Genomic DNA, 20,549 nt, shown 5'->3' on the forward strand with positions numbered 1-20,549 from the left:
GACATGGACCACGACCCGCAACCCAACGCCAGGGCCGACTGGGGCAAGATCACTCGCCACCTCGCCACGAACGCCCTCGCCGACCGCCTCCGCGCCGGAGCAGCCGACCACGAGCCACACCGGCAAGCCGCCCTCGAACTCCTCATCGCCGACGACCACAGCCGGTGGCTCGACAACGAGACGTTCACCGCCATGTGCGTGTACGAGAACAACGACCGCGCGTACATCAACTGGCGCGGCGCCCGCGACGCGTTCGACAACGGCGCGTTCGACAAGAGCTCCACCACCGAGCGCGCCATCCTCGACTACGCCATCGCACTCGGCGAGGACCGCTTCAAGTTCCACCTCATGGACGACCGGCAGCGCGCCCTCCTCGCCGCCGCCACCGTGCGCGCCATCGACCCGATCATCCCCGCCGGCGTCCGCCTCGTGAAGGAGTGACCGTGATCAACCCGAGCTTCTGGGAGTACAAGACCGCCAGGCTGGACGGCCCACACGTGGAGGAGCAGCTCAACGAACTGGGCCAGCAAAGCTGGGAACTTGTCCACCTGGAGTACCACGAAAGCAGCCTCGGCAGGAACTTCACCACCTGGTACTGGTGCGTTTTCAAAAGGCAGGGAATCAGCTAACGCCAGGCGCGCGGCCCCCACGATTACACCGGCGAGCCCGCATCCGCCGCTCCACCACCAGCAGCTCCGCCACCGTCACAAACCGGCGGCCACGCACCGGCTCCAACACCCGCTCGAACTCCCCCGCGCGCAACCAGCGCCGCACCGCGTCCTCCGACACCCGCACACGCTCCGCCGCGCCCTGCACATCAACCCACCCATTGATCCGCATGCCCACCAGCATGCCTCCTGCCACCCCATGCACGGAACAAGATCATTTAGGTTCGCCGAGAAGGCGACCCCAACTCCATTCGCCCTGAGGGGGTGGTAGGGGGGTACCCCCTACACGTCGGTGCGCTAGCGCCGACCAATCAGGGCGCGTGAACAGAGTGAACTCCTAATCAGCGCAAAATTGGACATAATAGGCATATCGGACATAACGCACCGCCGGCTCATTCCTGGAATGCGATTCTAAAATCCCGTTCATGCCGGTCCATCTCCGAACGCCGTTCTAGAAATCGCTCTTGCCGGTCCACGCACGCGAAAGCGCCCGTCCCCCGGCGGCTGGGGAACGGGCGCTCGCGTCGGACTATCTGATCAGGTCGCTATAGATGTCGTGCTGGATGCTCATCGGGCTATCCGGGTAGATCACTAGGAACCACGAGAGCGCGCGGGCCGCGAATCGGTAGGCGGCGAACAGTCGGAACTCCTCGGCTTCTCCTCGGGTAAGCAGGGTGGCGTCACAAGCGTGACGGGCGGTGATGAGTAGTTGCATGGCCTGTGCGCGGTGCTGTCCGTCGCGCAACCGGGCGGCGCTGGTCCTGGCGGCGGCGTAGGCGGCGGGGACGTACATGATGCCGGGGTCACCCTTGTAGACGGCGGCCACCGGGAAGTGAATCCCGCGACCGCGTAGCCCGTCCTGGATCGCGTTGGCGGTGATCCGGTAAGTGGTGGCGAGATCGGGCATGTGCGCGGTCCTAGGCATGCGGGTACTCGTCTCCCTGCTCGTCCATGCGCCTGACCTCGCGCTCAACGTCAGCGAGTGTGATCTCCCCGGCTGCGAACGCGTTGAGTAGGGCAAGTTCGGCATAGGTCAAGCAGTGGACACGGTCATCCATGGCGGTGGTCCTCTCCGGGAGTGGAGCTAGGTAAGTGGAAGCACTTACCTAGCTCCGATGGGCGGCTACTTCTGGTCGGCGGCGTTGTCGGCGGGCGCGGTCTCCTCCGGATTCGCCTCGGCAGCGGGCTTCTCCTCGCCACGTCGGAGGACCTTCGCGAACGCGGCGATCCACTTGCCGCTGTCGGCGCGACCCTTCGTGATCCGCTCCACGCTCGCGAGGATCGCAACGGCGGCCTTGTCGCCGTACTCCTCGGCGGCGGCCAACAACAGGGCGTGCCATGCCGTTCCGCCGTTGTGCGCCTTCTCGGCCTTCTTGAGCACTGCCCTCATGAGCGTGTCAAGCTCGGACTTCTGCTTGCGGGTCAAGCCGTCGGCGGTGGCAACGCCGCTGATGGATACGGCGGCCTTGCCCGCGAGACGTCGGGCGGTCGCGATGGGCGACTCTGAGACGCTGATCTCGTAGAGGGCGGTCCGGTCGGGCTGGAACGTCATGGCGGGGTCGCTGGTCTCCAGCCCCATGGCGGCGCATCCTTGCGCGTGCCGGGCGGCTGCCTCCAGGCGGGGAAGGGTGGCGTACTTCGCTCGCACGTCGGCGGGCGCGGTCTTGGGCAAGAGGTTGGTGGTCTCCCACTTGCCGGGCTCGCCCTCCAGCTCGGGGCGGACGGGGCCCGTGTAGAGCTTCGTTCCGTCCACCTGGGCACCGATGTACTCGCCCATGGACGGGGCCCACTCCGGCGCGTTCTTGGTCGCGAGGTGGTAGGCGCTGTTGTCGGTGTGCCCCTTCAACATCTCCAGCGCGTTGGCGGCGGCGGCCTTGATGAGGTCGGCGGGGACGGGCGCGTCAGTCATGGTCTCGTCAGCGGGCGGGGCGGCGGGGGTGACCGTCTCGGCGGGCGGCGTGGGCTGCTCGCTCGGCTCGGCGGGCGGCGGCGTCGTCTTCCTGCTGCGGCTGGTGCTCATCGGTGGTGTTCTCCTTCGGGATTACGACGGTTTCGGTGTCGTCGGTCTGGGTGGTGTTGGTCTGGGTGGTGGGCTTGGCCGGGGCTGCCCTGCGGGCTATCCGGTGAATCCACCGGTATAGGCGGCGGCCCTTGGGAAAGAGGGCTAGGGCTAGCAGGAGGATCACGGCTCCGACCAGGGGCAGCAAGAGCGGGTCACGCTCGGTTGCGGCTACCTGCTGAGCCGGGGGCGGGTCCTCCGGTTCCGGCGCGGCTACGTCGGGTGTCTTCACGGGGGTGGCCGCTCCCGGTGGGGTGGGCGTCGGCGTGGGGAACATCCATAGCCACGGGTTGGCGGTGCTCATGGCCTGCCCGTCTGGGATGGCGGCGGGCACCTGTGGAGCCGGGGCCGGGGCGGTCGTGGTGACCGTGGCCTCAACCGTCCGGGTCGTGGTCGGCCCTGGGGTCGTGACGGTGACGGTTGGGCCGGGCGTCGCGGGCGGCGTGGCTGTGACCGTCGCGGGCGGCGGCGGGGTGGCTGTGACCGTCTGCGGTGCCGGGGTCTCCGTGACTGTCTGCGTGACCGTGGGCGGCGTGGCCGTGACCGTCTCGGTAACCGTGGTCTCGGGTATCGGCGTGGGGTCATCCGCCATGGCGGCGGCGGTCACGGGTGCCCCCGTCATGAGCAGCGCCATGACAAGCGCCGCTATGGCGGGGGCTCTCTGTCGTGTTCTCGTCATGGGAAAAGCATCCCATGATCATGGGACATCTTTCCTATGATCTGGTCACGGTCTCATAACATGATCACCAGGCCGTCAGATACTCACTGTGATGAATCAATCGCGGAGGGTGGACTGCCCCATCGCCGCTGGAAAGGGCTTTCCCGTTCGCCGACCTTGTGGGGAAGCCTTGAGGCCCTTTTGATGTGACTGGTTTCCTGTCGCTACGGGATGTGTTTCCCATACGATCTGGGGATGGCTAAGCAGCAGGCGCGTCCGCGTTGGGCGGCGGCGGTGGAGTTGTCGGAGTCGGCCGGCACGGCTGGCGAGTTGGAGCGGTTCGGGGCGCTGGTGGATGAGCTGGGCCGGATCCGCGATGAGGAGCGGCGGGTGTTGGAGGAGTTGGAGCCGCTGGTGTTGCGGTTGCGTGAGCGGTCGGAGGGGGCGCCGCGTGGCCGGGTGGAGCGGGAGGCGTTGGCGGAGCGGGCTGCTGGTCCGTGGCGTGTGACGGTGGATACGGTGCGGAAGTGGTTGCGGCGGGTGGAGGCTAGGGGGGCGTCTGGGGCGTCCTCTGACGCTGGTTAATGATCTTCGTTGGGCCAGACGGCCCGTAAAGGCCCCTCTCGCCGGTTTACCCCCCGCCCGGGGCCCCTTTATCCGGCGGGCCGGTGTTTACGCGCGAGAGACCCCCTAGCGGGGCGCCTGGGGGGCTTCCCGGCCGGTTCATGAGTGCAACCACTTACTGGTTGGGGTCGCGGCGGGCGCGTAGGTTGGGCCATTGCTCGCGGGCGAGCTGGGCTTGGCGGTGGGCGAGGTCGGGGTCGGCCGGCGTGCGTCTGGCGGCGCGGCGTGCGGCGAGGGGGCTGATGTCGCGCGGTTTGGCTTTGGGGTCGTTCATGCACACCTGGAGGGCGGCGAGGATGCCGCGCCAGCCGCGGCCGGTGGCTTGGGCGCCTGCGATGGCGGCGCGTACGTCGTCCTCGGTCCAGCTCCGGCGGGTGGCGACGGCGAGCTGGACGAGGAGGTCGTATTGGGGGACGATCTCGTCTTTCTCGGTCATGGCGTCAGCGTAGATCAGTCTGCCGGGGTGGCTGTCGGGGTGCGGGTCAGCGTAGGTCGCGGGTGGCGAGCCGGTAGAGCATGACGGCGGGCCCGGCGATGACGACGACGAGGAGGGTGGCCGGCCAGACGCTGGCGAGGGTCCAGTCGTCGTCCTTGCGCAGGAAGTGGTGGCGGGTGTCGAGGGCGTGGGCGGCTCGGACGGTGGCGTAGAAGCCGATGGCGTACGCCGTGGCGAGCCCGAGGAGGTTGGAGATGAGGTTCATGCGGATCATGATGCCTTGCTTGTCCACATGCCCGGCGCGCGCTGGTGGCGGCCTTCCACCTGTAGGTGGTCGGTGGGATGAGACGCAGGATGTTGTTGAAGGGAAAGACCGTAAGGGAGTGGGGGTACGGTCCTGACCGTACCCATTCGGGGGTTTGGCTACGGTCTGGGGCGTACCCATTCTCCGTGGAGACCGTACCCATTACGGGCGAGCGACCAAGATCAACACGGGTTATCCACAGCCCCCGCAAGCGGCGAAAGGGTACGGCGGCGGCCGTACCCTTTCAGCGTCGGTCGGGGAGCCTCACGGACGGCGGCAGCGGCGGCAGCCAGTAGTCCACCGCCCGCCCCCGGTGCGCGAACACCGGCCGCCCGAGCGAGTCCCGCCCGATCTCCACCCGCACCTCGACCCCCCTGCCGGCGAGCCGCTGGCACACGTCCGTGAGCGTCCGCGCCGTCATGCCAGCCCGCTCGCATATCAGGTCCGACAGCGTCATCGGGCTGCCGTCCGCGAACCGGTCGCCGCGGTGCCACAACATCCGGCGCGTCCTCCGATGGCAGCGCTCCGCCACCACGAACAGCACGACGCGCTCCTTGTCAGTGAGGCCCTGAGCGATCGGCGTGCCCAGCCAGGCCGCGACCTCCCCCACCAGACTTTCCGCCACCCAGCCCCCTCCGGGTCGTACAAATAGGGCGAGGGGCGCCCTATGAGACTAGGACGCCCCTGCCCGTCTTGCTACAGACGACCCTCACGCAGCATCTGCGCGATCGTCAGATAGGCGACCTGCGCGAGCAGCGTCCCGATCGGGATCTCCCCAGCGTCGATCTCCTTGTTCATCGCTTCCTGGATGGCCGTTGCCAGCCCATCTGCGACAGGGTGGAAATGCGTAGAAGCACTTACCCGAAGCCCTTGCCCTTCGAGCCGGTCCGCGAGCTCCTGGTTGCGGGCCTCGTCCTCGTACGGCTGGGCCGCCTCGAGCGCGATTCGCACGTACTCGGCGAGCCGGAGGGGCGAGCCCGTCCGCAGCGCGCCGCCGAGCGTGTTCTCCGCCGCCGTCAGCCCCTCCGGGCTCGGCTTCCTGGTCATCAAGTCCTTCTCCTCCGCCTCGTCATGGTGGTTCGCCAGCCCGCTCGCCGGGATCACGCCGGCCTCGGCATCGTGTCGTTGGTGATCGGGTTCGGGAGCTGCAGCCGCTTGCGGCTCTCCCCCGCCCGGTAGGCGTTCCAGGCGGAGATGATGAGCGCGAGCACCTCGGCGTCGCTGAGGCGGGCGTCCTTGCCGAGCCGCTGCCGCAGCCTGCGCACCGGGTGGTCCTCCTCCAGCATCACGCCATCTGCCAGCCGGTGCATGAACCAGTGGGCCTGCTCGGCGTCTCGCTGGTGGAGCAGCCAGTGGGCGAGCGACACGATCGAGGCGGGCGCGTCGATGTAACGGGCGTTGCTGTTCGCCCAGGCGGCGCTGGTGACGATCCGGTCGTCTTCGTCGATCAGGTCGAGCAGCTCGGTGGTCGTCCACTTGATGCTGCCCTTGAGGGTGTAGACGCCGAACTCCCACAGCATCACCTTGCGGGCGAGCGCGGCCACGTGGTTGCCGTTGGGGACGCCGTTGATGCGGAGGTGGTCGGCGACCTGGCGGACGACGTTGTTGTCCATCGTTTCCTGGGTGGCGACCTCCAGCCCGTACACCACCAGCATCCACATGCTGGCGCCGCTGGCGATCACGCCGTTCAGCCGGTGCTGGCCGTCGAGGAGGACGGCGTCCAGCACGTCGCCGTCGCGGCCGAAGCACAAGGTGTCGCCGTTGAACAGCCAGTTGTCGGCGTGCATGTCGCGGGCGTAGGCGTCGCGGGTGCGCTCGCGCAGGTTGCGGTTGCGCGTGTTGACCTCGAGCATCTTTTCGGCCAGGGCTGGGGTGATGTGAACGTACTGGGTCCACACGTCGGCCAGCGTCGGGTGCTCGATCCGGTGGTTGCTGATGTTGATGACCTTGGTGGTCGGCATGGCGGTCTCCATTGGGTGAGTGGTGCGGGGATTGGTGCTGGTTTCGGGGGTCATTGCAGGGTGCTCTTGATCTGCGCGAACGCCGCGTCGATGTTCTCCTTGTAGGCGCGCAGCTCGTCGCGTTCGGCGATCGCCTCGTCGCGTGCCTTCTCCGCCTCGGTCAGCCGCTGCTCGGCCTTGCGGGCGCGCTCGAGCGCCTCGTCGCGCTCCTTGGTGAGCCGGGCCGTGCGCTCGGTCCACATCGTGAGCACCTCCAGCGCGCTGCCCGAGGGTGCCGGCGGCGTGTCCTGCGGTCGCGCAGGCCGGGCCTCCTCGGCGGGGCTGGGTGCTGGTGCCGCCGCGGTGACGGTGAGGTCTCCGCTGTTCCACTCGTCGGCGACCCACCAGCGCGGGAGCGGCTTGGCGTTCTGGCTGTGGCAACGCATGTTCAGCGTTTGGGCGAGGTAGCGGGAGACGTCGTCGCGCTGGTGGCGGTTGAGCTCGGCGCAGACGGTGCGGAGACTGCCTTCCCACAGCACACCCTGGCGGCCGTCGCAGACGAACGCCCGGTTGCCCTGTTCTCGGGCCTCCTCACGGACAAAGTCCCAGACGAGCCGGGCGTGCTCGGGCACGTCCCATCGGCGGCTGGCGGGGGCGCCAGGCCGCTTCTTGGCGGCGTGGGTGATCTTGGCGGTTTCGCCGATCGTGGGCATGGTCGTGGCTTCTTCCTCGGCGGGCGGGGTCGTGGGTGCGTTGGGGGTGAGCAGGGGGATGATCTCGTCGGCGCGGTCGTGCAAGCGCCGGACCAGGTAGTCAGCGTCAGGGCCGGCCGAGGTCTGCAGAACACCGCCGTTGAGCCAGACGACGACGCCGGCGCGGCGTGCCCGCATCAGCAGCTCGCGGGGCGGCCACCAGGTCTCGCGTGGCATGTCGGTTCCTTCGGTCGTGGGTGGTGGGGCGGGCGAGGTGCCGCGGCTGAGCTGCCGCACGGTGGTCAGGGCGTTGTCCAGGGAGCTACCGGCGGTGCCGACCGACAGGTTGTGCTTGTGGCGGGTGCGCGGGTTCCGGACGGTGATGCGGGAGCCGCCGCACCGCTGGATGTCGAGCTTGAGGTTTTTGGCGGCGGCGATGACCTTGTCGATGTCGCTGCGGCTCATCTCGGCCGCCCCGGCGACCGGTCAGTGGGCATCGGCGTCCTCCTCATGGTTGAGGGCGGGGTCGGGGTGGATGGTCGTGCCCAGCGCGCCGGTGATGACGGCGAGCATGAAGAGGGGCAGGACGGCGGCGTCCCAGCCTTCGACCGTTGCTTGCGCGGCGAGGTAGAGGTGGATGAACCACACAGTGACCAGGCTGGTCCTGAGCACGCCGAAGCGGTTGGTGGGCGCGGTCATCGGCTCTGCCGCTCCTTGACCTCGGCGAGCGCTTCGCTGGCGGAGACGCGCGGGCCCAAGAGCCCGCCTCTGAGGGCGGCGTTCTCGCGGGCGAGTGCGTCGGCGCTTGTCGCAGTCATCGGTTCGCGATCTCCTTCAGGTGTTCGTCTGCGTGGTGGCGTACGAGCCGCTCGGCGACGCCTTGGCCGAGATTGCGGACGTAGCCCTGGACGGTGCCCCAGCCGAGGCAGGAGCAGGAGCCCCAGACGTTGCCGCCCTGCACGGGGTGAGGGTCGTTCGTAATCGTGATCGTGTGGTCGGCGATGAGGTGGTGCCGTTGGGCCAGGGTCTTTGCGGTGTTGACGGCGTCGGGGAGCGTGGCGCGGCTGGTGAAGACCTGCGAGGTGCGCCAGGTGCCGCAGGTGCATGACGCGAGCAGCCAGCCGCCGAGGGTGTCGGGGTTGGCCAGGACGCGGAGCTTGATCTCGTGCTTGGTCATGCCGTGGCCTCGCGCACGAATCGGATGCCGTAGTTGCGGCCCATCTTGCGGATGGTCCACACGGCGCGAGGGGTGACGCCCTTGACGAGGGTGACCGCCTGGACCAGCTCCTGGAAGTGGCAGTCGAACATAGGCCATTTGCGGCCGTCGTCGCCGGTGAAGTACCAGGCGCTGCCGTACTTGCCGTCGAGGGTGAGGATGGCGAGGAACTTCTCGATCTTCCTCATCTCGGCCACTCCGGAGGGGTAGTGGCAGAGGTTGCCGTGCGAGTCGTACGGCGCTTCGGTGATGGTGGACTGGCGCATCGTGTCCCTTCAGGTGGCCGGGGTGGTGACGTAGAGCAGGGCGCGGGCGGCGGCGTCGTACCAGGTGGCGGCACGGAACGCCTTGCCGGGCTGCATGGTGGGGCTGCGCAGGATCACGGTGTGGTGGCCCTTGTAGCGGCTCAGCGCCACCTCGAGGCCGGCGTCGGCGAGCCAGCGCAGCATGTCGGGCAGCCGCGGGTCCTGGCAGACCTCCTGCAGGACGTCGCTCTGCCAGGTCTGGTGCGTCATGCCGAAGAAGCGGATCGAGGCCATCAGCTGCCGCTCCGTCCCCGGCCGCCGAAGCCGCCGCGCTGGACGACCTTGCCGGAGCGGGTGACGATCTGGGCGTGGGACGGGCGGACCGTTGTGCCGCCTCGTACGGAGCCGCTCGTCGTGGTGCCGCCGTAGTAGTAGATGTAGGTGTGGTGGCTGCCGCCTTCGCAGAAGCGGTCGTCCACGATCTGGTAGGAGCCGTCCAGGGCGGGGCTGGGGGTTACGCAGACGGCGGTGACCTCCTCGACGTCGTCGTCGGTTAGGTGGGCGACCGTGATGAGGCCCGCGACGATCGCCACGCCGGTGCCCAGCAGGACGGCGTTGGTTCTGCGGCGCTGGCGGTCGATGCGCCTGAGTTGCTCGTAGTAGTCCATGGCGTCCCTTCCGGGTATGGGAGCGGGAGCCGTACGGGGTACGGCTCCCGCTGGTCAGGGGTGGTCAGCTGTAGATTTCGTCGCGCTTGGCGCGCAGCAGGTCGAGGTCGCGCCGCTCGTAGAAGGGCGTCAGGTGCTTGACCTGGAGGAGGCGGTGGGCGCGGTACTCAACGTCGATGACCCGGTGGTCGTACAGGGTGGTGATGTGGCTGGGGTGGTCGTCGGGCTCGGCGTGCAGCAGCTCCAGGTCTGCCCACCGGAAGTGGAGCAGGTCCAGCTGCTTGCCGTTGACGGTGGGCCCGCTGTCGGTGACGTCGACCAGCCAGCGCCCACCGGCGAGGTCGCAAGCGAGCGCGCCGAAGCACATCATGGTGCCGTTCCGTCCCCGGCCGGGGTTCCAGGCCCGCTGGTCGTAGTGGGAGAACTGGCTGGGGTGGAGCGAGCGCCAGGAGTTCTGGTTCCAGAACTTGTGGTCGTAGCCGAGGGTCTGCTCGCGGTCGAGTTCCTGCAGAACGCGGTCGTACAGGTCCCGGCCGCGCAGGGCGGCCGCGGGGAGGGTGGTGGACATGGCGGTGTTCCTTTCGTGAGGGGTTATGCGGCGAGGCCGAGGGCGTACCGGCTGATGTCGGTGCCGACAAGCGCCTCCATGAGGGCGCACATGATGACCTCGGCCGCCGGGGGTGTGACCGCGTTGCCGAGCAGGCGGAGCTGCCCGGCCTGGCTGGTCGGGGTGAGGATGTAGTCGGCCGGGAAGCTCATCGCCCGCTGCAGCTCGGGCACCTTGAGCATCCGGAACAGGACCTGGTCGAGGTGGACGGTGAGGCCGGGGGCGAGGTTAACGAGGCTCCACCGGTCACGGGTCGGGATGGTGCCGATGGGGTCGTCGACGGTGATGGCGTTGCCGTTGCCGTAGTACGGCACGAGCAGCCCGGACACCAGGCCGTGGTGGAAGCCTCCGGCCGAGACGGTGTGCGCGGGGTCGACGTCGGCCAGGCGGGAGCGGAGCTTGTCGCCGCCGCCGCGCATGGGCAGGATCAATGGCGGCGTCTGGCCGTTCGTCCAGCGTTTGGTGATCCCGGCGACGATCCGGTCGAGCGTCGACTCCTCCAGCCCGTACGGCCGATCGTCGGTTCTGGGCCGGTCGCCGATCGGCGTGCCCGGGTCGTCAGGGTCGATGCAGGTGCTGGCGGGCAGCACCGGCGGTTCGACGATCTGCCCGCGGCAGGCGTGCAGCGGGCAGCGGTAGACGTACTGGCCGGTCTTGATGCCGTAGACGCCCATCTCGACGCCCGGCCGCTTGAAGACCTGCAGGGCGCGGATCCAGCCGTCGTGGCGGGGGCAGTACGCCTTCGGGCGCAGCCATTTGTCCCAGTAGGGGGTGCGGCCGACGCTTTCGTGGATGATCGCGATGTAGGCGCGGTTGCGGGACTGGGGCGCCCTGAGGGTGGCGCGCGGCTCGGCGTGCATCGAGTTGAGCGCGATCACCTTGACGACGTAGCCGAGCTTGCGCAGCTCGTCGAGCCAGCGCCGCCAGTACGCCCACTTGCTGACCTGCCACACGTTCTCGACGCATCCGGCGAGCACCGGCCGGCCGTAGACCTCGATGCAGTGCCTCAGATAGCGGATGACCTCTTCCATGAGGGCGCGGCTGCGGATGCGTTCCGCCTGGGCCTGGGTCAGCTCCTCGGGGCGCACCCACAAGGCGAGCTGGTTCTCGCGGTCGAAGTAGACCTTCTCCCCGTTGGCGTTCGTCCAGGCGGGACAGGCGGGCGAGCTCCACATGATCGGCCGGTAGGGGAAGTTGCCCACGGCGTCGGGGGCTTGGATGTCGCCGTGCCACCAGCGGGCCAGCGGGTTGTTGGCCAGCCACGTCTCGATCGCGGGGAGGCTGTGGTTCGCGCCGAACGCCTCGTGCGGGTCGATGTGCGGCACCTGGTGGCAGGCGTAGGTGGCGCCGCCACCGCCGGAGAACTGATCGAACACGCCGAAGCTGTCGATCCCGTGGTGCCTGATCAGCACGCCATCTCCGGCCGCGACCGCAGGTATCCGTTGACGGTGGTCACCGTGAGACCCATCTCGGCGGCGATCTCCTCCGGGCTGTACACCAGCGCGAGCGTGCGCGCCTGCTCGGCGCGGGCGGCGGCTTCGGCATGGCGCTGCAGGCCCCGGGCGTGGCCGGTGGACATCTCGGGCGGGGGCGGCACGTCGGCGGGGCGGCCCGCCTTGTGCCAGCGGATGTAGCAGGGGTTGCAGATGGTCTGTCCGTCAGGGCCTGGTCGGCGGCGCTGGCCTGGCTGGATCGATTTGCGGCAGGCGGGGCTGGCGCAGGTGTGCATGGGGCGTGGGTCCTCTCGGGGTGATGCTGGCCGGGCGGCTGTGGGTGGGCAGCCGCCCAGCGTGAGTGCGAGCACTTACCTCAGATGTTTCGGGTGGCGAACCAGAGGATCGCGACCAGCAGGCAGGGGATGGCCGCTCCGCCGACGAAGCACAGGAAGTTCCAGAGCGGCTCCCAGGGGGTGGGGGTGTCGTCGCCTGGCGCGTCGGCGGGGCGCCAGGAGTGGGGGGTGTCGTACATGGGTTCTTTCTGGTCTATGCGGCGTTGGTGTCGCGGAGGGCGGCCTCGCGTGCGGCGGCGGCCTGCGCGGCTGCCTGGTCCTCCAGGAGCCGGTTGGCGTCGACGCTGGCGACCGTGATGCCCTTGCGTCGCAGCGCGGCCTGGAAGGCGGGAAAGGTCGGGTAGTGGCGGGGGCCGCCGATCTCGAACTTCAGCTCGCCGCCTCGGGTCTGGCCGGAGGCGCGGAACGACTCCAGCCCCTGGTCCCAGGCTGCGGTGATCTCCATGTGGATGGTGGTGGCGAACCGGTATTCCATCAGGCGGCCTCCTGCCTGTCGGCGAGAAGCTGCTGGACGGCCGCGCGCAGATTGGTGCCGGTCCGCCACTTCACGGTGATCTGTTCGGGCACGTCGACCTGGCGGATGCCGAAGCTGTGGGTCCTGGTGGCGCGGCGCTTCTGCGTGCGGAGGGCGAAGTAGCCCTTGAAGGTGACGCGATGGCCGTCGGCGAGGCTTTCGACGAGCTGGTCGAGGAACGCCTGGACGTCCTGCTTGGCGTCCTTGGGGTCGCGGCCTCGGCGCTGGGCGTAGGCGGCGGTGAACTGGGCCTTGTTCAACGGGTGTCCTTCCGGTGCTTCGGTCGGCGGTGCCGCCTGCGGGCGAGTGCCCGCAGGCGGAGCGTGATGGGGGCGAGGAGGCTCATCCGGCGTTGCTGACCGGCACGAGCGTCGGTCGCTGGCCGTGGAGGGTGCTGGGGATGGGGGTGTTCGGGTCGAGCGGGTCGCCGGTGGCGATCGGGGTAGGGGGGAGTTCGCCGCCGAAGGTGGTGACCACGCGGCCGTAGCCTGCGGCGAGGTCGCGTTGCTGGCGTGCGGCCTCCGCCTGGTCGCGCCGGTAGTCCTCGGTCGCCGCGATGTCGGATTCGATCTTGGCGAGGGCTTCGCGCACCCGGGCGCTCTCGGCCATCTTCACGTTCAGGCGCTTGACGGCCTCGTGGGCTTGGCGGTCGTGTTCTGCCGCTCTGCCCATGCAGGCCACGTACTGCTGGCGGTTGGCGTCGATCACCTCGTCGGGCATCGTCGCGGGGTTGGCGGAGGGCTGCTCGGCGGGCTTGGTCATGGCGTTCTCCTTCAGGTTCAGCAGGTGGGGCCGCCTGGTGGCCGCCGCCGCAGCACGGCGGACACCAGGCGGAGATCAGGGGTCAGGCGTTCCTGGCGCGTCCGCTGCCGGGCTTGGCGACCTCGGGCCAGCCGTCGTCGCCGGCGGCGTCGGCCGCGGGCCCAGCGGCGGTCCCGGTGGCGGGGCTGGTCGTGGGCGGTTCGACAGCGGGTGGGGGCGGCGTGGCGGCGCCCTGCAGGACCTCATCGGCGGTGACCGGCTGGTCGGGGAACTCTGCGGCGATGGTGACCTCGCCGCGCTGGATGCTCTTGTAGGTGACGCCGAGGTTGGCGACGTCGAAGTCGGTCCACTGGGCGTTGGGGCGGCCGACCTTCTTCTCGAGCCGGTCGACGGTGACGCCTATCGCGTTGAATCCGGCGATGGCGTCGGCGATGCGCTTGGCCAGCGGGACTCCGCCGCCGTGGGCGAGGGTGGCGGCGCAGCGTTCCTTGGCCTCCTCGACGAACCAGGACGGCAGAATCGCGAAGATCATTTCGCGGAGCCGTCTCGCGCCGAGGTTGGCGTTGTTCTCGTAGACGTCGCGCAGGTCGGTGATCTTCTGCGCGCCGCCACGGACGTCACGCATGTGCGGCGCGATGAAGGTGTTGCTGGTGCGGGCGTTGGTCTGCATGTCCCACGCCCACGCCTTGACCTCGCTGCGGCCCCTCTCCTCGTCGCGCGACAGCTCGACGATGCCGTAGTCGACATTGCCGAAGCATCTGGCCAGCTCCCGCGCCAGGTGGATACTGGCGCCGGTGACCGACTGGCCGCCGCGCGGGTACTTGTAGAAGGCCCGCTCGGCCAGGCCCATCTGAGAAGTCGCCTCGCGCATCATGGTGGTGGCGACCTGCATGTTGCGGGGCACCTCCTGGGCCACCCTGATCGCGCCTGCGACCTCGGCGACCGCGCGGGACGCTTCGATGGTGGTGGCCTGGCTCATCACGCCGCCCATGGGCAGGGGCGGCGCGGAGTGTTCGACGGCTTGGGTCTTTGCCACTAGATCTCCTCGTAGAGCTGGGTTTCCACCCACGCGGGCGGGCGGGTGATGGTCGCGTCGTCGCCGTAGCCGGGCCAGGTGCCGGTGGCGACGCACTCGGCGTAGATCTCGAGCGCGCGGCGGTTGCGGATGCGGCCGAGACGCTCGGAGTCGGCGTCGAGCTGCTGTACGTGCACCAGGTAGGGCGGCTTCACTCCCTGGAAGATCAGGGCGAAGGCGGCCCGTTCGTCGGCGAGGCCGAGGGCTCGGAGCCCGTCGAGGTACCACGCGCCCTGCTGGTGGTAGCCGTAGCGGAAGATGGCTCGCAGGGCGCTGCGGGGGTCGGGCTGGGACGTGGTCTTGTAGTCGGGCACGATCAGCCGGCCGGTGCGTGGGTGCGGCAGCCAGTCGGGGCGGGCCCTGCGCCAGACGCCGGTCTCCTGGTCGCGCCAGACGAGTGTCTTTTCGGCCGCGCCCTGACCGGGCTGGAGCAGCGCGCTGGCGAGCGGGTGCTTGCGCAGCGCGGCGGCCATTTCCTTGACCTTGGCGTACTCCCATCGCAGGAGCGGGACGGCTCCTGCGGCGTGGGCCTCGTCGCGCTCGTCTTGGGCGTCTTTGGTGCGGTAGTCGTCGTGCTCGAGCACGACGAGCTTGGGGCCGATGCCGAGCACCATCAGGTGGGCGGCGTGGCCGAGGTCGAACTCGCGCTTGGGGGCTGGCGGGTGGTCGCGCTCGTACTGGAACAGGGCGGGGCAGCCTGGCGGCATGAGCTTGCGGGCTCCGCTGGAGGACAGGCTGCCGCCCGGCACCGGGTCGGCGTGGTACGCCTCGGCGTCGATGTCGTAGACGCCGGGCGCGGTGATGGCGATGGCTGTGCTGGTCATCCGTAGATTCCGTGCGGGTGTTGGGTGCGCTGGTCGCGGACGCGCCGGGCGGCTTCTTCCTCGGCCCATGTGAACAGCGGTCCCAGGCGGACGTCGGGCTCCTGGTGCAGCCGTACCATCCGGAGCAGATCGCGGAGCACGGCCTCGCAGGAGGTCTCGCCGTTGATCTGCTCGGAGATGACGTGCAGGGCGATCCGGTCGAGCAGCCGGTCGACGAACGTGTGGTCGAGGGCCGGTGCGGGAGCCGGTGTGGTCATGCGACCTGCTTCGCGGTCGTGGGGAGCGCGAGGTTGAGCAGGTCGAGCATCGGCTGCCAGGCTTGAAAGTGAGTGGTAGCACTTACCTCATAGTCGCTCTTGAGCAGCGTCTTGGCGGCGCCCGGCTCCAGGATGGCGCTGCTGCTGATCTGGATCCAGCCGAGCGCGTGGTGGGTGTGGACGGTGTAGCGGGTGGCGCTGCCGTCGTCGGGGACGTGCGCGAGGATCACGCCGGGGCGGCCCTGGCGGGTCTTGTCGGCGTAGGCGATGGTGATCTGGTTGTGGGCCGTGGTTAGCGTTCTGGTCTCGGGGTTGAGCGTGGTGATCATGGCTGTCCTTCGGGGTTATGCGGCGGTGTGGGTGGTGGCCGCCGCGACGTACTCGGGCAGGCGGGCTTCGCGGTAGGCGAGGGCCGCGCTGCGGGGGATGAAGTAGCCGCCCCGCTCGGGGTGGCGGTAGTGCGGTAGCCGCTTCTCGCGGCATAGCTTGCGTACGGCCTGGGCGGTGATGCGCATGATGCGCGCCGCCTCGACGACGCCGAGCGTGTCGAGGGCGTCGAAGTCCGTCTCGGCTGCCTCGATGCGGGCGGCGAGCAGGGTGTTGACGCGCTGGGCGAGGTCCGCCAGGGCTCGATGATCAAGTTTCCCAAGATCATGATCATCAATTGCAAAGATCACATTGCAAAGATTACCGGGGGCTTTGCGCGCAAAACAAGGGCCAACGGGCGTTGTTGACAAACGGTCAAGATGTGAAAAGCGCGATTTCCTGGGAAAACGCTCACAAGATCAGTCGTTCTCGTTGCGCAACACGTGCGCAACGGGAACGATGGGAGGTACACACACACCCCGCGAGGAGACCTTCCCCATGCACCACACTCCGCCGCAGGACACCGCCCACCTGCCCCCCGAGTCCTTACTACTCCGCCAGTGGATCGAACGAGCCAGCCTCACCGTGCGGCGGGCGGCCAGCGCCCTGTCCGACCTGAGCGAGCGCCTGATGAGCACCGAGCACGACTTCCGGATACCAGAGTCCACCCTGCGCAACATGCTCGCCGGCCGACCGGCCTCGCTCGCACCGGCCTGGCGGCTCGCCGCTGTCGGCGTAGTGTGCAACGGCACCCCCGAGGAACTGGAGGCGGCCGGGCGGAAGGACGCGGCCGAGGAGCTCCGGACGTTGCGTACCGCCTACCGTGAGGTCTTGGAGGTCCACGGCGAGAACACCGCCCGGCTGCTGATCTCCGTCTCCCAGGACATGCCGCCGCGAGAGCGCGACCGGCTGCGCCGCACGGCTCAGGACTTCCTGAAGATGATGTCCGACCTGACGCCGGCGGAGCGCGACCTGGCGATGGCGAACCTCGAGTCGTTCGCCGAGCTGATGAAGCGCCACCGGACGCCCACTGGTGATTGAATCTTGAACGGGCAGTAATTACGGCACTACTTAAATACATTTACGCACAGCTACATAGCTCGTCCTGAGTCGCGAGTCAGGCGGCCTCACCGGCGTGGGGCCGCCTGTTCCTGCTTCAGGCCCGGCGCAATGCCCGAAACGCCGATCGCGCTTCCCTGGCGGAGGCCATAATCCAGTGATCAGCGGGCATGCCAGCCCTCTCACGCAGCGCCACAGACGCCTATCCGGTCGTTCAGGATTACCTGGTTCCCTGATGCAAACCCGCTCGGTATCCGATCGTTATCGCCCGACAGCGACCGCTTCTGACCACATTCGGTCATGACTCTTATTGGTCAAAGCCGTCATGGCTCAGATAGTGGACAGACCATAACCCCGTCCTTTACAACAGTCTCTCGACTTCGCTTCGCGGCCGTTGCGGGGGTGTGTCCACTTTGCCGCGAATCGAGGTCTCCTTTCACGTCCAGAACACCAGGAGAGTCCTGTTGCCCACGATCCGGCGCCTGCGCCTGCCCGCCCTCGTCCTGACCGCCGTCCTGCTGGCCGGCATGACCACCGCGGCGCACGCAGACGAGCCCGAGGCCACCCCCTCCCCCACCCCCACCGCGACGTCGACCACGAACCCCACCCCGGCACCGTCCACCCCTCCGGCGGACGACCCGACGACACCGCCGCTGGCGGACCCAACGACGTCCGCCCCCACGGTCACCACCACCAAGACGGAGTCCGTGCAGACCGTCACCAAGCCTGACGGGTCCAAGGTCATCACCAAGACCGTGACCGAGACGACGTCCACGGTGACCGTCACCACGGTGCCGGCCAAGTCCGATACGAACAACTCGGTCGGCGGTGGTGTCTAAGGCTCTCCGTTCCCCTCCGACCGAAAGACAACGCCGAAGAGGACAGCACGTGAAGCGCATGGGTCTCGACGCCGCAGCATCGGAGCTGTACGGCTACCTGGTCGACAACGGCCCCACCCCCGTCGCGGACCTGCGGAAGAAACTCGGCCCCGACGTGGACGACACGCTCGCGGAACTACGCGAGGCAGGGTTCGTCATCGGCAAGCCGCCGGCAGCCCGGGCGCCCGAGCGCGCCTTTGGACCGCTCCTGGAGGCGGCCCGCAGCCGGGTGGAGGCGCTGGAGATCCACGTCGAGACCATGCAGGACCGCTGGAAGGCCAACCCCGCCTACACCAGCTCCCCCATCGTCGAGCGCATCACGACCCGCGAGGAACTCCGCAAGGTCTACGAGAAGCTGGACCGGCGCACGCAGGTGGAGTGGATGCAGGTCTTCACCACCCCGTTCGAGCATTTGCCTCCTTTCACCCCTCCGCCGCCGGACCACGACCCCTCGACGCTTCCCCTGCGCCGCATGATCTACGAGCGCGGCATCCTGGCCAGCCCGGGGGGGCTGGCCAGCATCCGCAACGCCGCCGCCTGGGGCGCCCGCATCCGCATCGCTGAGGCGGTGCCGACCAAGCTGGTCATCAGCGACCGGCGGATCGCGCTGACGCCCGAGGAGCCCCGGACCCCGCTGCCGATGCTGCGCACGACCTCGCCGGCGATCTTGATTGGGCTCCTCGCCCAGTTCGAGGCGGACTGGGAGGCGGCGACGCCGCTGGACCTCGAAACGTCTCACGCCTCGGCGGTGCCCCGCGAGCTGGAACCTGAGGATTTGGTGGCTCTGCAGCTGGTGATCGCAGGGGAGAAGCTCGACAGCATCGCCCGGTCGTTGCGCTGCTCCCGCAGCACGGTCCAGCGGCGGGTCACTCGAATGTGCGCGCTGGCCGGTGTGAAGACCCGGCCGCAGCTCGTGCACTACGCAACGAAACACTGGCTGAGCTGAGGTGGCAATGATCGATTGTAGGTATCTGGGGGTGGACCCCCATCTGATCCCTCCTGGCATGGGCCCGGTGTTCGCGCTGGTGGAGGGCACCACGGTGCGTGGCCTCATCGATGAGCGGCAGATGGACAAGCAGCTCATCGACATGATCGGTCACGTCAGCGTCGAAGTGCTGGAGAAGCTGGCCGGCGTGGTCACTCCCCTGGGCATCGCTCCGGACATCGGTGAGTTCCGGATCGAGCGCAGGCGTGGCATGCCGCTGCAGCACCGCCTCGTCAGGCCTGAAGTGACCGGTGACGGCGTGACGACCATCCGCGTGCCGGAGCACTCCATCTCGCCGGAGGTCGCCGCGTCGCTGCAGTCGCTGGGCACGCACATGCTGTCTCAGCTGTGGGTTCCGCAGCTGCTGGCCCCGCCGGCGGCGTGACCTCCTAGGTCGTCGGTCAGGCCCCGCCGCGCCCGGGGGCCTGGCCGATTCCCATGTTCAGGCCGCGGCGTGGTGGCTGGCGAGCACGGCCACGTAGGCGGCGTACTCGCTGATGGTCAGCAGCTTGCCGCAGCCGCCCACGCTCTCGTCGCACTCCACGTAGGGCTCACCGGCGACCTGGACGAGCGCCATCATGTCGCAGGCCGGGTCCGGGCACGGCACCGGTTTGTCCGCGCGGTGGATCTTCCACGGCACCAGGCTGTGCGCCCACCGCCGCAGCGCGGACAGGTCCTCGCACATCTGATCAATCCACGGGCGGCCGGCGCACCAGCCGAGGTGCGGGGTCAGCCAGCGCTCCAGCTCCTCGACGTCGTCCCACCGGCTCGGCCCGGCCAGTCCGCGCTCCTCGCACACCTGCCATGCCCAGGCCGCGAGGGTCGACGGGATCGACGGCGGGCCGGTCTGGTCCTCGTCGCCGGCCGGCGCATGAACGGCGCCGGGCAGCAGCATCGACATGACGTCCAGCCGGACCGGCGTGCCCCGCTCGCGGCTGCCGGACACCGGCTCGGCGTGGCCGCCGCCCGCGGCCGCGGTGTGCATGCCGAGCCAGCGCGTCAGCAGCGGCGTCACGGCGACGTCGCGCGCCAGCCGTTCAGCGTGCCACCGGCACAGCAGGCCGGTGGAGGCCGGCCGCGGCCCCATGTCTCCCCCGCACCACGTAGCCACGCACAGCGGCTGCTCCCCCGTTGGTGTTTCCGGCATCTCCAGTTCCCCCTCCTGGCACGCCAGGGCTAAGCGTACGGGCTGAAGGTCTCGCATGGGTCCTTGACCTGGGGATAAGTGCAAGCACTTTGCGAATCGAGCGCATTGAGGGAAACTAGTGCATCGACCGCGAGTTCACTGAAGGCAGGCGCATGAGCACCGACCCCATGGTGTTGTTTCACGAGCCCGATCCCACGGAGGCCGGTCTCAGCCTGGCCCAGGCCACCAAGAGCCCCGGCAGCACGCCGGCCTCCCGGACGCCGAGCGCCGCCTCAGCCAAGACGCCGCACGAACGTAAGAAACGAGCCCGCAAGGTCGGCCACGAGACGCTGTCGTCCGTGATCAGCTTCGACACCCAGTGGAGGCTGTCGCTGTACTGCGCGATCACCGGGTACGGCGTCAAGGACGCCGTCACGAAGGCAGCGATGGGACGGCTCGGCATCGGCCTGTATCCGAAGCCGCTGCGCGCCAGCCAGATTAACGCTGTGATCGACGACGTTCCCTACGTGGAGGGGGACACCACGCCGCGCATCAGCGTTCAGATGCGCGACCCCGACCTTATGGACCAGATCAGGCGAGATATCGAGGACCTCAACGGCGACCTCGACGACGACGCGCGGCAGGTCACCATGTCGTCATGGACGGCGGACGCACTGGACGCCTTCTTCAATCACCTGCGGCTCCCCTCGCGCGTCTCCGACTGACGCAGCGAGCTGCGGCGTTCGCGCGCCGGAGACGCTGCCGCGACTGGTGCGGGCGCTGCTTGAGCGCGGTCT

The 20,549-nt window shown here is 68.9% G+C and carries 36 protein-coding genes; 7 read left to right on the forward strand and 29 right to left on the reverse strand.

Annotation, left to right across the window (positions count from 1 at the left end; all coding sequences use genetic code 11):
• Positions 1-3: 3 nt before the first annotated feature.
• A complete protein-coding gene (locus tag AB0K18_RS42960; protein WP_364926711.1) occupies positions 4-441 on the forward strand; it encodes a hypothetical protein in 438 nt (145 codons plus the stop codon).
• A 2-nt stretch (positions 442-443) separates the two neighbouring features.
• On the forward strand, positions 444-629 hold the full coding sequence (locus tag AB0K18_RS42965; RefSeq protein WP_364926713.1) for a hypothetical protein: 186 nt from the start codon (positions 444-446) through the stop codon (positions 627-629).
• Here AB0K18_RS42965 and AB0K18_RS42970 read toward each other — a convergent pair.
• The 28 genes from AB0K18_RS42970 to AB0K18_RS43105 form a co-directional block, all read right to left on the reverse strand.
• The gene (locus AB0K18_RS42970; RefSeq protein ID WP_364926715.1) at positions 622-852 is read right to left on the reverse strand and encodes a hypothetical protein; all 231 of its coding nucleotides are present in this window, start codon (positions 850-852) and stop codon (positions 622-624) included. The two genes, AB0K18_RS42965 and AB0K18_RS42970, sit on opposite strands and share 8 nt — an antisense overlap.
• 345 nt (positions 853-1,197) lie before the next feature.
• Positions 1,198-1,575, reverse strand: a complete 378-nt coding sequence (locus AB0K18_RS42975; protein ID WP_364926717.1) for a hypothetical protein — start codon at positions 1,573-1,575, stop codon at positions 1,198-1,200.
• 216 nt (positions 1,576-1,791) lie between these two features.
• Entirely contained in the window at positions 1,792-2,688 is an 897-nt protein-coding gene (locus tag AB0K18_RS42980) for a hypothetical protein (RefSeq protein WP_364926719.1), read from the reverse strand.
• Positions 2,585-3,406: a hypothetical protein gene (locus AB0K18_RS42985; RefSeq protein WP_364926720.1), complete on the reverse strand. Its 822-nt coding sequence runs from the start codon at positions 3,404-3,406 to the stop codon at positions 2,585-2,587. The genes AB0K18_RS42980 and AB0K18_RS42985 overlap by 104 nt, the downstream gene beginning before the upstream one ends.
• A 718-nt stretch (positions 3,407-4,124) precedes the next feature.
• Positions 4,125-4,445 carry a hypothetical protein gene (locus AB0K18_RS42990; protein WP_364926722.1) on the reverse strand — a complete coding sequence of 107 codons (321 nt, stop codon included), beginning with the start codon at positions 4,443-4,445 and terminating at the stop codon, positions 4,125-4,127.
• Between the two features lie 46 nt (positions 4,446-4,491).
• On the reverse strand, positions 4,492-4,710 hold the full coding sequence (locus AB0K18_RS42995; RefSeq protein ID WP_364926724.1) for a hypothetical protein: 219 nt from the start codon (positions 4,708-4,710) through the stop codon (positions 4,492-4,494).
• A gap of 283 nt (positions 4,711-4,993) precedes the next feature.
• Positions 4,994-5,374 (reverse strand): hypothetical protein, encoded by a 381-nt coding sequence (locus AB0K18_RS43000; protein ID WP_364926725.1) that lies wholly within the window; start codon positions 5,372-5,374, stop codon positions 4,994-4,996.
• 71 nt (positions 5,375-5,445) lie between these two features.
• Positions 5,446-5,853, reverse strand: coding sequence for a hypothetical protein (locus AB0K18_RS43005; RefSeq protein WP_364926727.1), 408 nt, complete (start codon positions 5,851-5,853; stop codon positions 5,446-5,448).
• On the reverse strand, positions 5,850-6,710 hold the full coding sequence (locus AB0K18_RS43010) for a hypothetical protein (protein ID WP_364926729.1): 861 nt from the start codon (positions 6,708-6,710) through the stop codon (positions 5,850-5,852). The genes AB0K18_RS43005 and AB0K18_RS43010 overlap by 4 nt, the downstream gene beginning before the upstream one ends.
• 50 nt (positions 6,711-6,760) lie before the next feature.
• The gene (locus AB0K18_RS43015) at positions 6,761-7,846 is read right to left on the reverse strand and encodes a hypothetical protein (RefSeq protein WP_364926731.1); all 1,086 of its coding nucleotides are present in this window, start codon (positions 7,844-7,846) and stop codon (positions 6,761-6,763) included.
• Positions 7,847-7,867: 21 nt separating this feature from the next.
• Entirely contained in the window at positions 7,868-8,080 is a 213-nt protein-coding gene (locus AB0K18_RS43020) for a hypothetical protein (protein WP_364926732.1), read from the reverse strand.
• Positions 8,077-8,199, reverse strand: a complete 123-nt coding sequence (locus AB0K18_RS43025; RefSeq protein ID WP_364926733.1) for a hypothetical protein — start codon at positions 8,197-8,199, stop codon at positions 8,077-8,079. Before AB0K18_RS43025 ends, AB0K18_RS43020 begins: the two co-directional genes overlap by 4 nt.
• Positions 8,196-8,558, reverse strand: a complete 363-nt coding sequence (locus AB0K18_RS43030; RefSeq protein WP_364926735.1) for a hypothetical protein — start codon at positions 8,556-8,558, stop codon at positions 8,196-8,198. The genes AB0K18_RS43025 and AB0K18_RS43030 overlap by 4 nt, the downstream gene beginning before the upstream one ends.
• A complete protein-coding gene (locus AB0K18_RS43035; protein ID WP_364926736.1) occupies positions 8,555-8,863 on the reverse strand; it encodes a hypothetical protein in 309 nt (102 codons plus the stop codon). Before AB0K18_RS43035 ends, AB0K18_RS43030 begins: the two co-directional genes overlap by 4 nt.
• Positions 8,864-8,872: 9 nt before the next feature.
• Positions 8,873-9,136 carry a hypothetical protein gene (locus tag AB0K18_RS43040; protein ID WP_364926738.1) on the reverse strand — a complete coding sequence of 88 codons (264 nt, stop codon included), beginning with the start codon at positions 9,134-9,136 and terminating at the stop codon, positions 8,873-8,875.
• Positions 9,136-9,510 carry a hypothetical protein gene (locus tag AB0K18_RS43045; protein WP_364926740.1) on the reverse strand — a complete coding sequence of 125 codons (375 nt, stop codon included), beginning with the start codon at positions 9,508-9,510 and terminating at the stop codon, positions 9,136-9,138. The genes AB0K18_RS43040 and AB0K18_RS43045 overlap by 1 nt, the downstream gene beginning before the upstream one ends.
• Before the next feature lie 64 nt (positions 9,511-9,574).
• Complete coding sequence (locus AB0K18_RS43050) at positions 9,575-10,078, reverse strand: hypothetical protein (RefSeq protein WP_364926742.1); 504 nt, start codon at positions 10,076-10,078, stop codon at positions 9,575-9,577.
• 23 nt (positions 10,079-10,101) lie between these two features.
• On the reverse strand, positions 10,102-11,529 hold the full coding sequence (locus AB0K18_RS43055; RefSeq protein WP_364926744.1) for a DNA methyltransferase: 1,428 nt from the start codon (positions 11,527-11,529) through the stop codon (positions 10,102-10,104).
• Positions 11,523-11,846, reverse strand: coding sequence for a hypothetical protein (locus AB0K18_RS43060; protein ID WP_364926746.1), 324 nt, complete (start codon positions 11,844-11,846; stop codon positions 11,523-11,525). Before AB0K18_RS43060 ends, AB0K18_RS43055 begins: the two co-directional genes overlap by 7 nt.
• A gap of 80 nt (positions 11,847-11,926) precedes the next feature.
• Positions 11,927-12,085 (reverse strand): hypothetical protein, encoded by a 159-nt coding sequence (locus AB0K18_RS43065; protein ID WP_364926748.1) that lies wholly within the window; start codon positions 12,083-12,085, stop codon positions 11,927-11,929.
• A gap of 14 nt (positions 12,086-12,099) precedes the next feature.
• Entirely contained in the window at positions 12,100-12,381 is a 282-nt protein-coding gene (locus AB0K18_RS43070; protein WP_364926750.1) for a hypothetical protein, read from the reverse strand.
• Positions 12,381-12,680, reverse strand: a complete 300-nt coding sequence (locus tag AB0K18_RS43075) for an HU family DNA-binding protein (protein WP_364926751.1) — start codon at positions 12,678-12,680, stop codon at positions 12,381-12,383. The genes AB0K18_RS43070 and AB0K18_RS43075 overlap by 1 nt, the downstream gene beginning before the upstream one ends.
• An 82-nt stretch (positions 12,681-12,762) precedes the next feature.
• Positions 12,763-13,182: a hypothetical protein gene (locus tag AB0K18_RS43080; protein ID WP_364926753.1), complete on the reverse strand. Its 420-nt coding sequence runs from the start codon at positions 13,180-13,182 to the stop codon at positions 12,763-12,765.
• 82 nt (positions 13,183-13,264) lie between these two features.
• The gene (locus AB0K18_RS43085; RefSeq protein WP_364926755.1) at positions 13,265-14,218 is read right to left on the reverse strand and encodes a hypothetical protein; all 954 of its coding nucleotides are present in this window, start codon (positions 14,216-14,218) and stop codon (positions 13,265-13,267) included.
• The gene (locus tag AB0K18_RS43090) at positions 14,218-15,081 is read right to left on the reverse strand and encodes a PD-(D/E)XK nuclease-like domain-containing protein (protein WP_364926757.1); all 864 of its coding nucleotides are present in this window, start codon (positions 15,079-15,081) and stop codon (positions 14,218-14,220) included. The genes AB0K18_RS43085 and AB0K18_RS43090 overlap by 1 nt, the downstream gene beginning before the upstream one ends.
• Positions 15,078-15,338: a hypothetical protein gene (locus tag AB0K18_RS43095; RefSeq protein WP_364926758.1), complete on the reverse strand. Its 261-nt coding sequence runs from the start codon at positions 15,336-15,338 to the stop codon at positions 15,078-15,080. Before AB0K18_RS43095 ends, AB0K18_RS43090 begins: the two co-directional genes overlap by 4 nt.
• Positions 15,335-15,667, reverse strand: a complete 333-nt coding sequence (locus tag AB0K18_RS43100; protein WP_364926760.1) for a hypothetical protein — start codon at positions 15,665-15,667, stop codon at positions 15,335-15,337. The genes AB0K18_RS43095 and AB0K18_RS43100 overlap by 4 nt, the downstream gene beginning before the upstream one ends.
• Before the next feature lie 15 nt (positions 15,668-15,682).
• Positions 15,683-16,015, reverse strand: coding sequence for a helix-turn-helix domain-containing protein (locus AB0K18_RS43105; RefSeq protein ID WP_364926761.1), 333 nt, complete (start codon positions 16,013-16,015; stop codon positions 15,683-15,685).
• A 187-nt stretch (positions 16,016-16,202) separates the two neighbouring features.
• On the opposite strand from AB0K18_RS43105, the gene AB0K18_RS43110 reads away from it, so the two are divergent.
• The 4 genes from AB0K18_RS43110 (at position 16,203) to AB0K18_RS43125 (ending at position 19,011) form a co-directional block, all read left to right on the forward strand.
• On the forward strand, positions 16,203-16,745 hold the full coding sequence (locus AB0K18_RS43110) for a hypothetical protein (RefSeq protein ID WP_364926763.1): 543 nt from the start codon (positions 16,203-16,205) through the stop codon (positions 16,743-16,745).
• Between the two features lie 482 nt (positions 16,746-17,227).
• Positions 17,228-17,602: a hypothetical protein gene (locus tag AB0K18_RS43115; RefSeq protein ID WP_364926765.1), complete on the forward strand. Its 375-nt coding sequence runs from the start codon at positions 17,228-17,230 to the stop codon at positions 17,600-17,602.
• Between the two features lie 49 nt (positions 17,603-17,651).
• Positions 17,652-18,587, forward strand: a complete 936-nt coding sequence (locus AB0K18_RS43120; RefSeq protein WP_364926767.1) for a hypothetical protein — start codon at positions 17,652-17,654, stop codon at positions 18,585-18,587.
• A 1-nt stretch (position 18,588) separates the two neighbouring features.
• Complete coding sequence (locus AB0K18_RS43125) at positions 18,589-19,011, forward strand: hypothetical protein (RefSeq protein ID WP_364926769.1); 423 nt, start codon at positions 18,589-18,591, stop codon at positions 19,009-19,011.
• Between the two features lie 57 nt (positions 19,012-19,068).
• Here the strand turns inward: AB0K18_RS43125 and AB0K18_RS43130 are convergent, their stop codons facing one another.
• Positions 19,069-19,713, reverse strand: coding sequence for a hypothetical protein (locus AB0K18_RS43130; RefSeq protein WP_364926771.1), 645 nt, complete (start codon positions 19,711-19,713; stop codon positions 19,069-19,071).
• A gap of 212 nt (positions 19,714-19,925) precedes the next feature.
• On the opposite strand from AB0K18_RS43130, the gene AB0K18_RS43135 reads away from it, so the two are divergent.
• Positions 19,926-20,477, forward strand: a complete 552-nt coding sequence (locus AB0K18_RS43135; RefSeq protein WP_364926773.1) for a hypothetical protein — start codon at positions 19,926-19,928, stop codon at positions 20,475-20,477.
• Positions 20,478-20,549: the final 72 nt, after the last annotated feature.

Origin of the sequence: Nonomuraea sp. NPDC049421, assembly GCF_040677005.1 — a bacterium.
Taxonomy (GTDB): domain Bacteria; phylum Actinomycetota; class Actinomycetes; order Streptosporangiales; family Streptosporangiaceae; genus Nonomuraea; species Nonomuraea salmonea.

Coding starts and splice junctions, on each gene's coding strand:
- AB0K18_RS43090 (WP_364926757.1), bottom strand. CDS start 15,081: ATGACCAGCACAGCCATCGCCATCACCGCGCCCGGCGTCTACGACATC.
- AB0K18_RS43045 (WP_364926740.1), bottom strand. CDS start 9,510: ATGGACTACTACGAGCAACTCAGGCGCATCGACCGCCAGCGCCGCAGA.
- AB0K18_RS43050 (WP_364926742.1), bottom strand. CDS start 10,078: ATGTCCACCACCCTCCCCGCGGCCGCCCTGCGCGGCCGGGACCTGTAC.
- AB0K18_RS42970 (WP_364926715.1), bottom strand. CDS start 852: ATGCTGGTGGGCATGCGGATCAATGGGTGGGTTGATGTGCAGGGCGCG.
- AB0K18_RS43095 (WP_364926758.1), bottom strand. CDS start 15,338: ATGACCACACCGGCTCCCGCACCGGCCCTCGACCACACGTTCGTCGAC.
- AB0K18_RS43080 (WP_364926753.1), bottom strand. CDS start 13,182: ATGACCAAGCCCGCCGAGCAGCCCTCCGCCAACCCCGCGACGATGCCC.
- AB0K18_RS43020 (WP_364926732.1), bottom strand. CDS start 8,080: ATGACCGCGCCCACCAACCGCTTCGGCGTGCTCAGGACCAGCCTGGTC.
- AB0K18_RS43070 (WP_364926750.1), bottom strand. CDS start 12,381: ATGGAATACCGGTTCGCCACCACCATCCACATGGAGATCACCGCAGCC.
- AB0K18_RS43030 (WP_364926735.1), bottom strand. CDS start 8,558: ATGACCAAGCACGAGATCAAGCTCCGCGTCCTGGCCAACCCCGACACC.
- AB0K18_RS43065 (WP_364926748.1), bottom strand. CDS start 12,085: ATGTACGACACCCCCCACTCCTGGCGCCCCGCCGACGCGCCAGGCGAC.
- AB0K18_RS43035 (WP_364926736.1), bottom strand. CDS start 8,863: ATGCGCCAGTCCACCATCACCGAAGCGCCGTACGACTCGCACGGCAAC.
- AB0K18_RS42980 (WP_364926719.1), bottom strand. CDS start 2,688: ATGAGCACCAGCCGCAGCAGGAAGACGACGCCGCCGCCCGCCGAGCCG.
- AB0K18_RS43110 (WP_364926763.1), top strand. CDS start 16,203: ATGCACCACACTCCGCCGCAGGACACCGCCCACCTGCCCCCCGAGTCC.
- AB0K18_RS43040 (WP_364926738.1), bottom strand. CDS start 9,136: ATGGCCTCGATCCGCTTCTTCGGCATGACGCACCAGACCTGGCAGAGC.
- AB0K18_RS42995 (WP_364926724.1), bottom strand. CDS start 4,710: ATGAACCTCATCTCCAACCTCCTCGGGCTCGCCACGGCGTACGCCATC.
- AB0K18_RS42990 (WP_364926722.1), bottom strand. CDS start 4,445: ATGACCGAGAAAGACGAGATCGTCCCCCAATACGACCTCCTCGTCCAG.
- AB0K18_RS43015 (WP_364926731.1), bottom strand. CDS start 7,846: ATGAGCCGCAGCGACATCGACAAGGTCATCGCCGCCGCCAAAAACCTC.
- AB0K18_RS43130 (WP_364926771.1), bottom strand. CDS start 19,713: ATGGGGCCGCGGCCGGCCTCCACCGGCCTGCTGTGCCGGTGGCACGCT.
- AB0K18_RS42985 (WP_364926720.1), bottom strand. CDS start 3,406: ATGACGAGAACACGACAGAGAGCCCCCGCCATAGCGGCGCTTGTCATG.
- AB0K18_RS43100 (WP_364926760.1), bottom strand. CDS start 15,667: ATGATCACCACGCTCAACCCCGAGACCAGAACGCTAACCACGGCCCAC.
- AB0K18_RS42960 (WP_364926711.1), top strand. CDS start 4: ATGGACCACGACCCGCAACCCAACGCCAGGGCCGACTGGGGCAAGATC.
- AB0K18_RS43010 (WP_364926729.1), bottom strand. CDS start 6,710: ATGCCGACCACCAAGGTCATCAACATCAGCAACCACCGGATCGAGCAC.
- AB0K18_RS42975 (WP_364926717.1), bottom strand. CDS start 1,575: ATGCCCGATCTCGCCACCACTTACCGGATCACCGCCAACGCGATCCAG.
- AB0K18_RS43060 (WP_364926746.1), bottom strand. CDS start 11,846: ATGCACACCTGCGCCAGCCCCGCCTGCCGCAAATCGATCCAGCCAGGC.
- AB0K18_RS43135 (WP_364926773.1), top strand. CDS start 19,926: ATGAGCACCGACCCCATGGTGTTGTTTCACGAGCCCGATCCCACGGAG.
- AB0K18_RS43025 (WP_364926733.1), bottom strand. CDS start 8,199: ATGACTGCGACAAGCGCCGACGCACTCGCCCGCGAGAACGCCGCCCTC.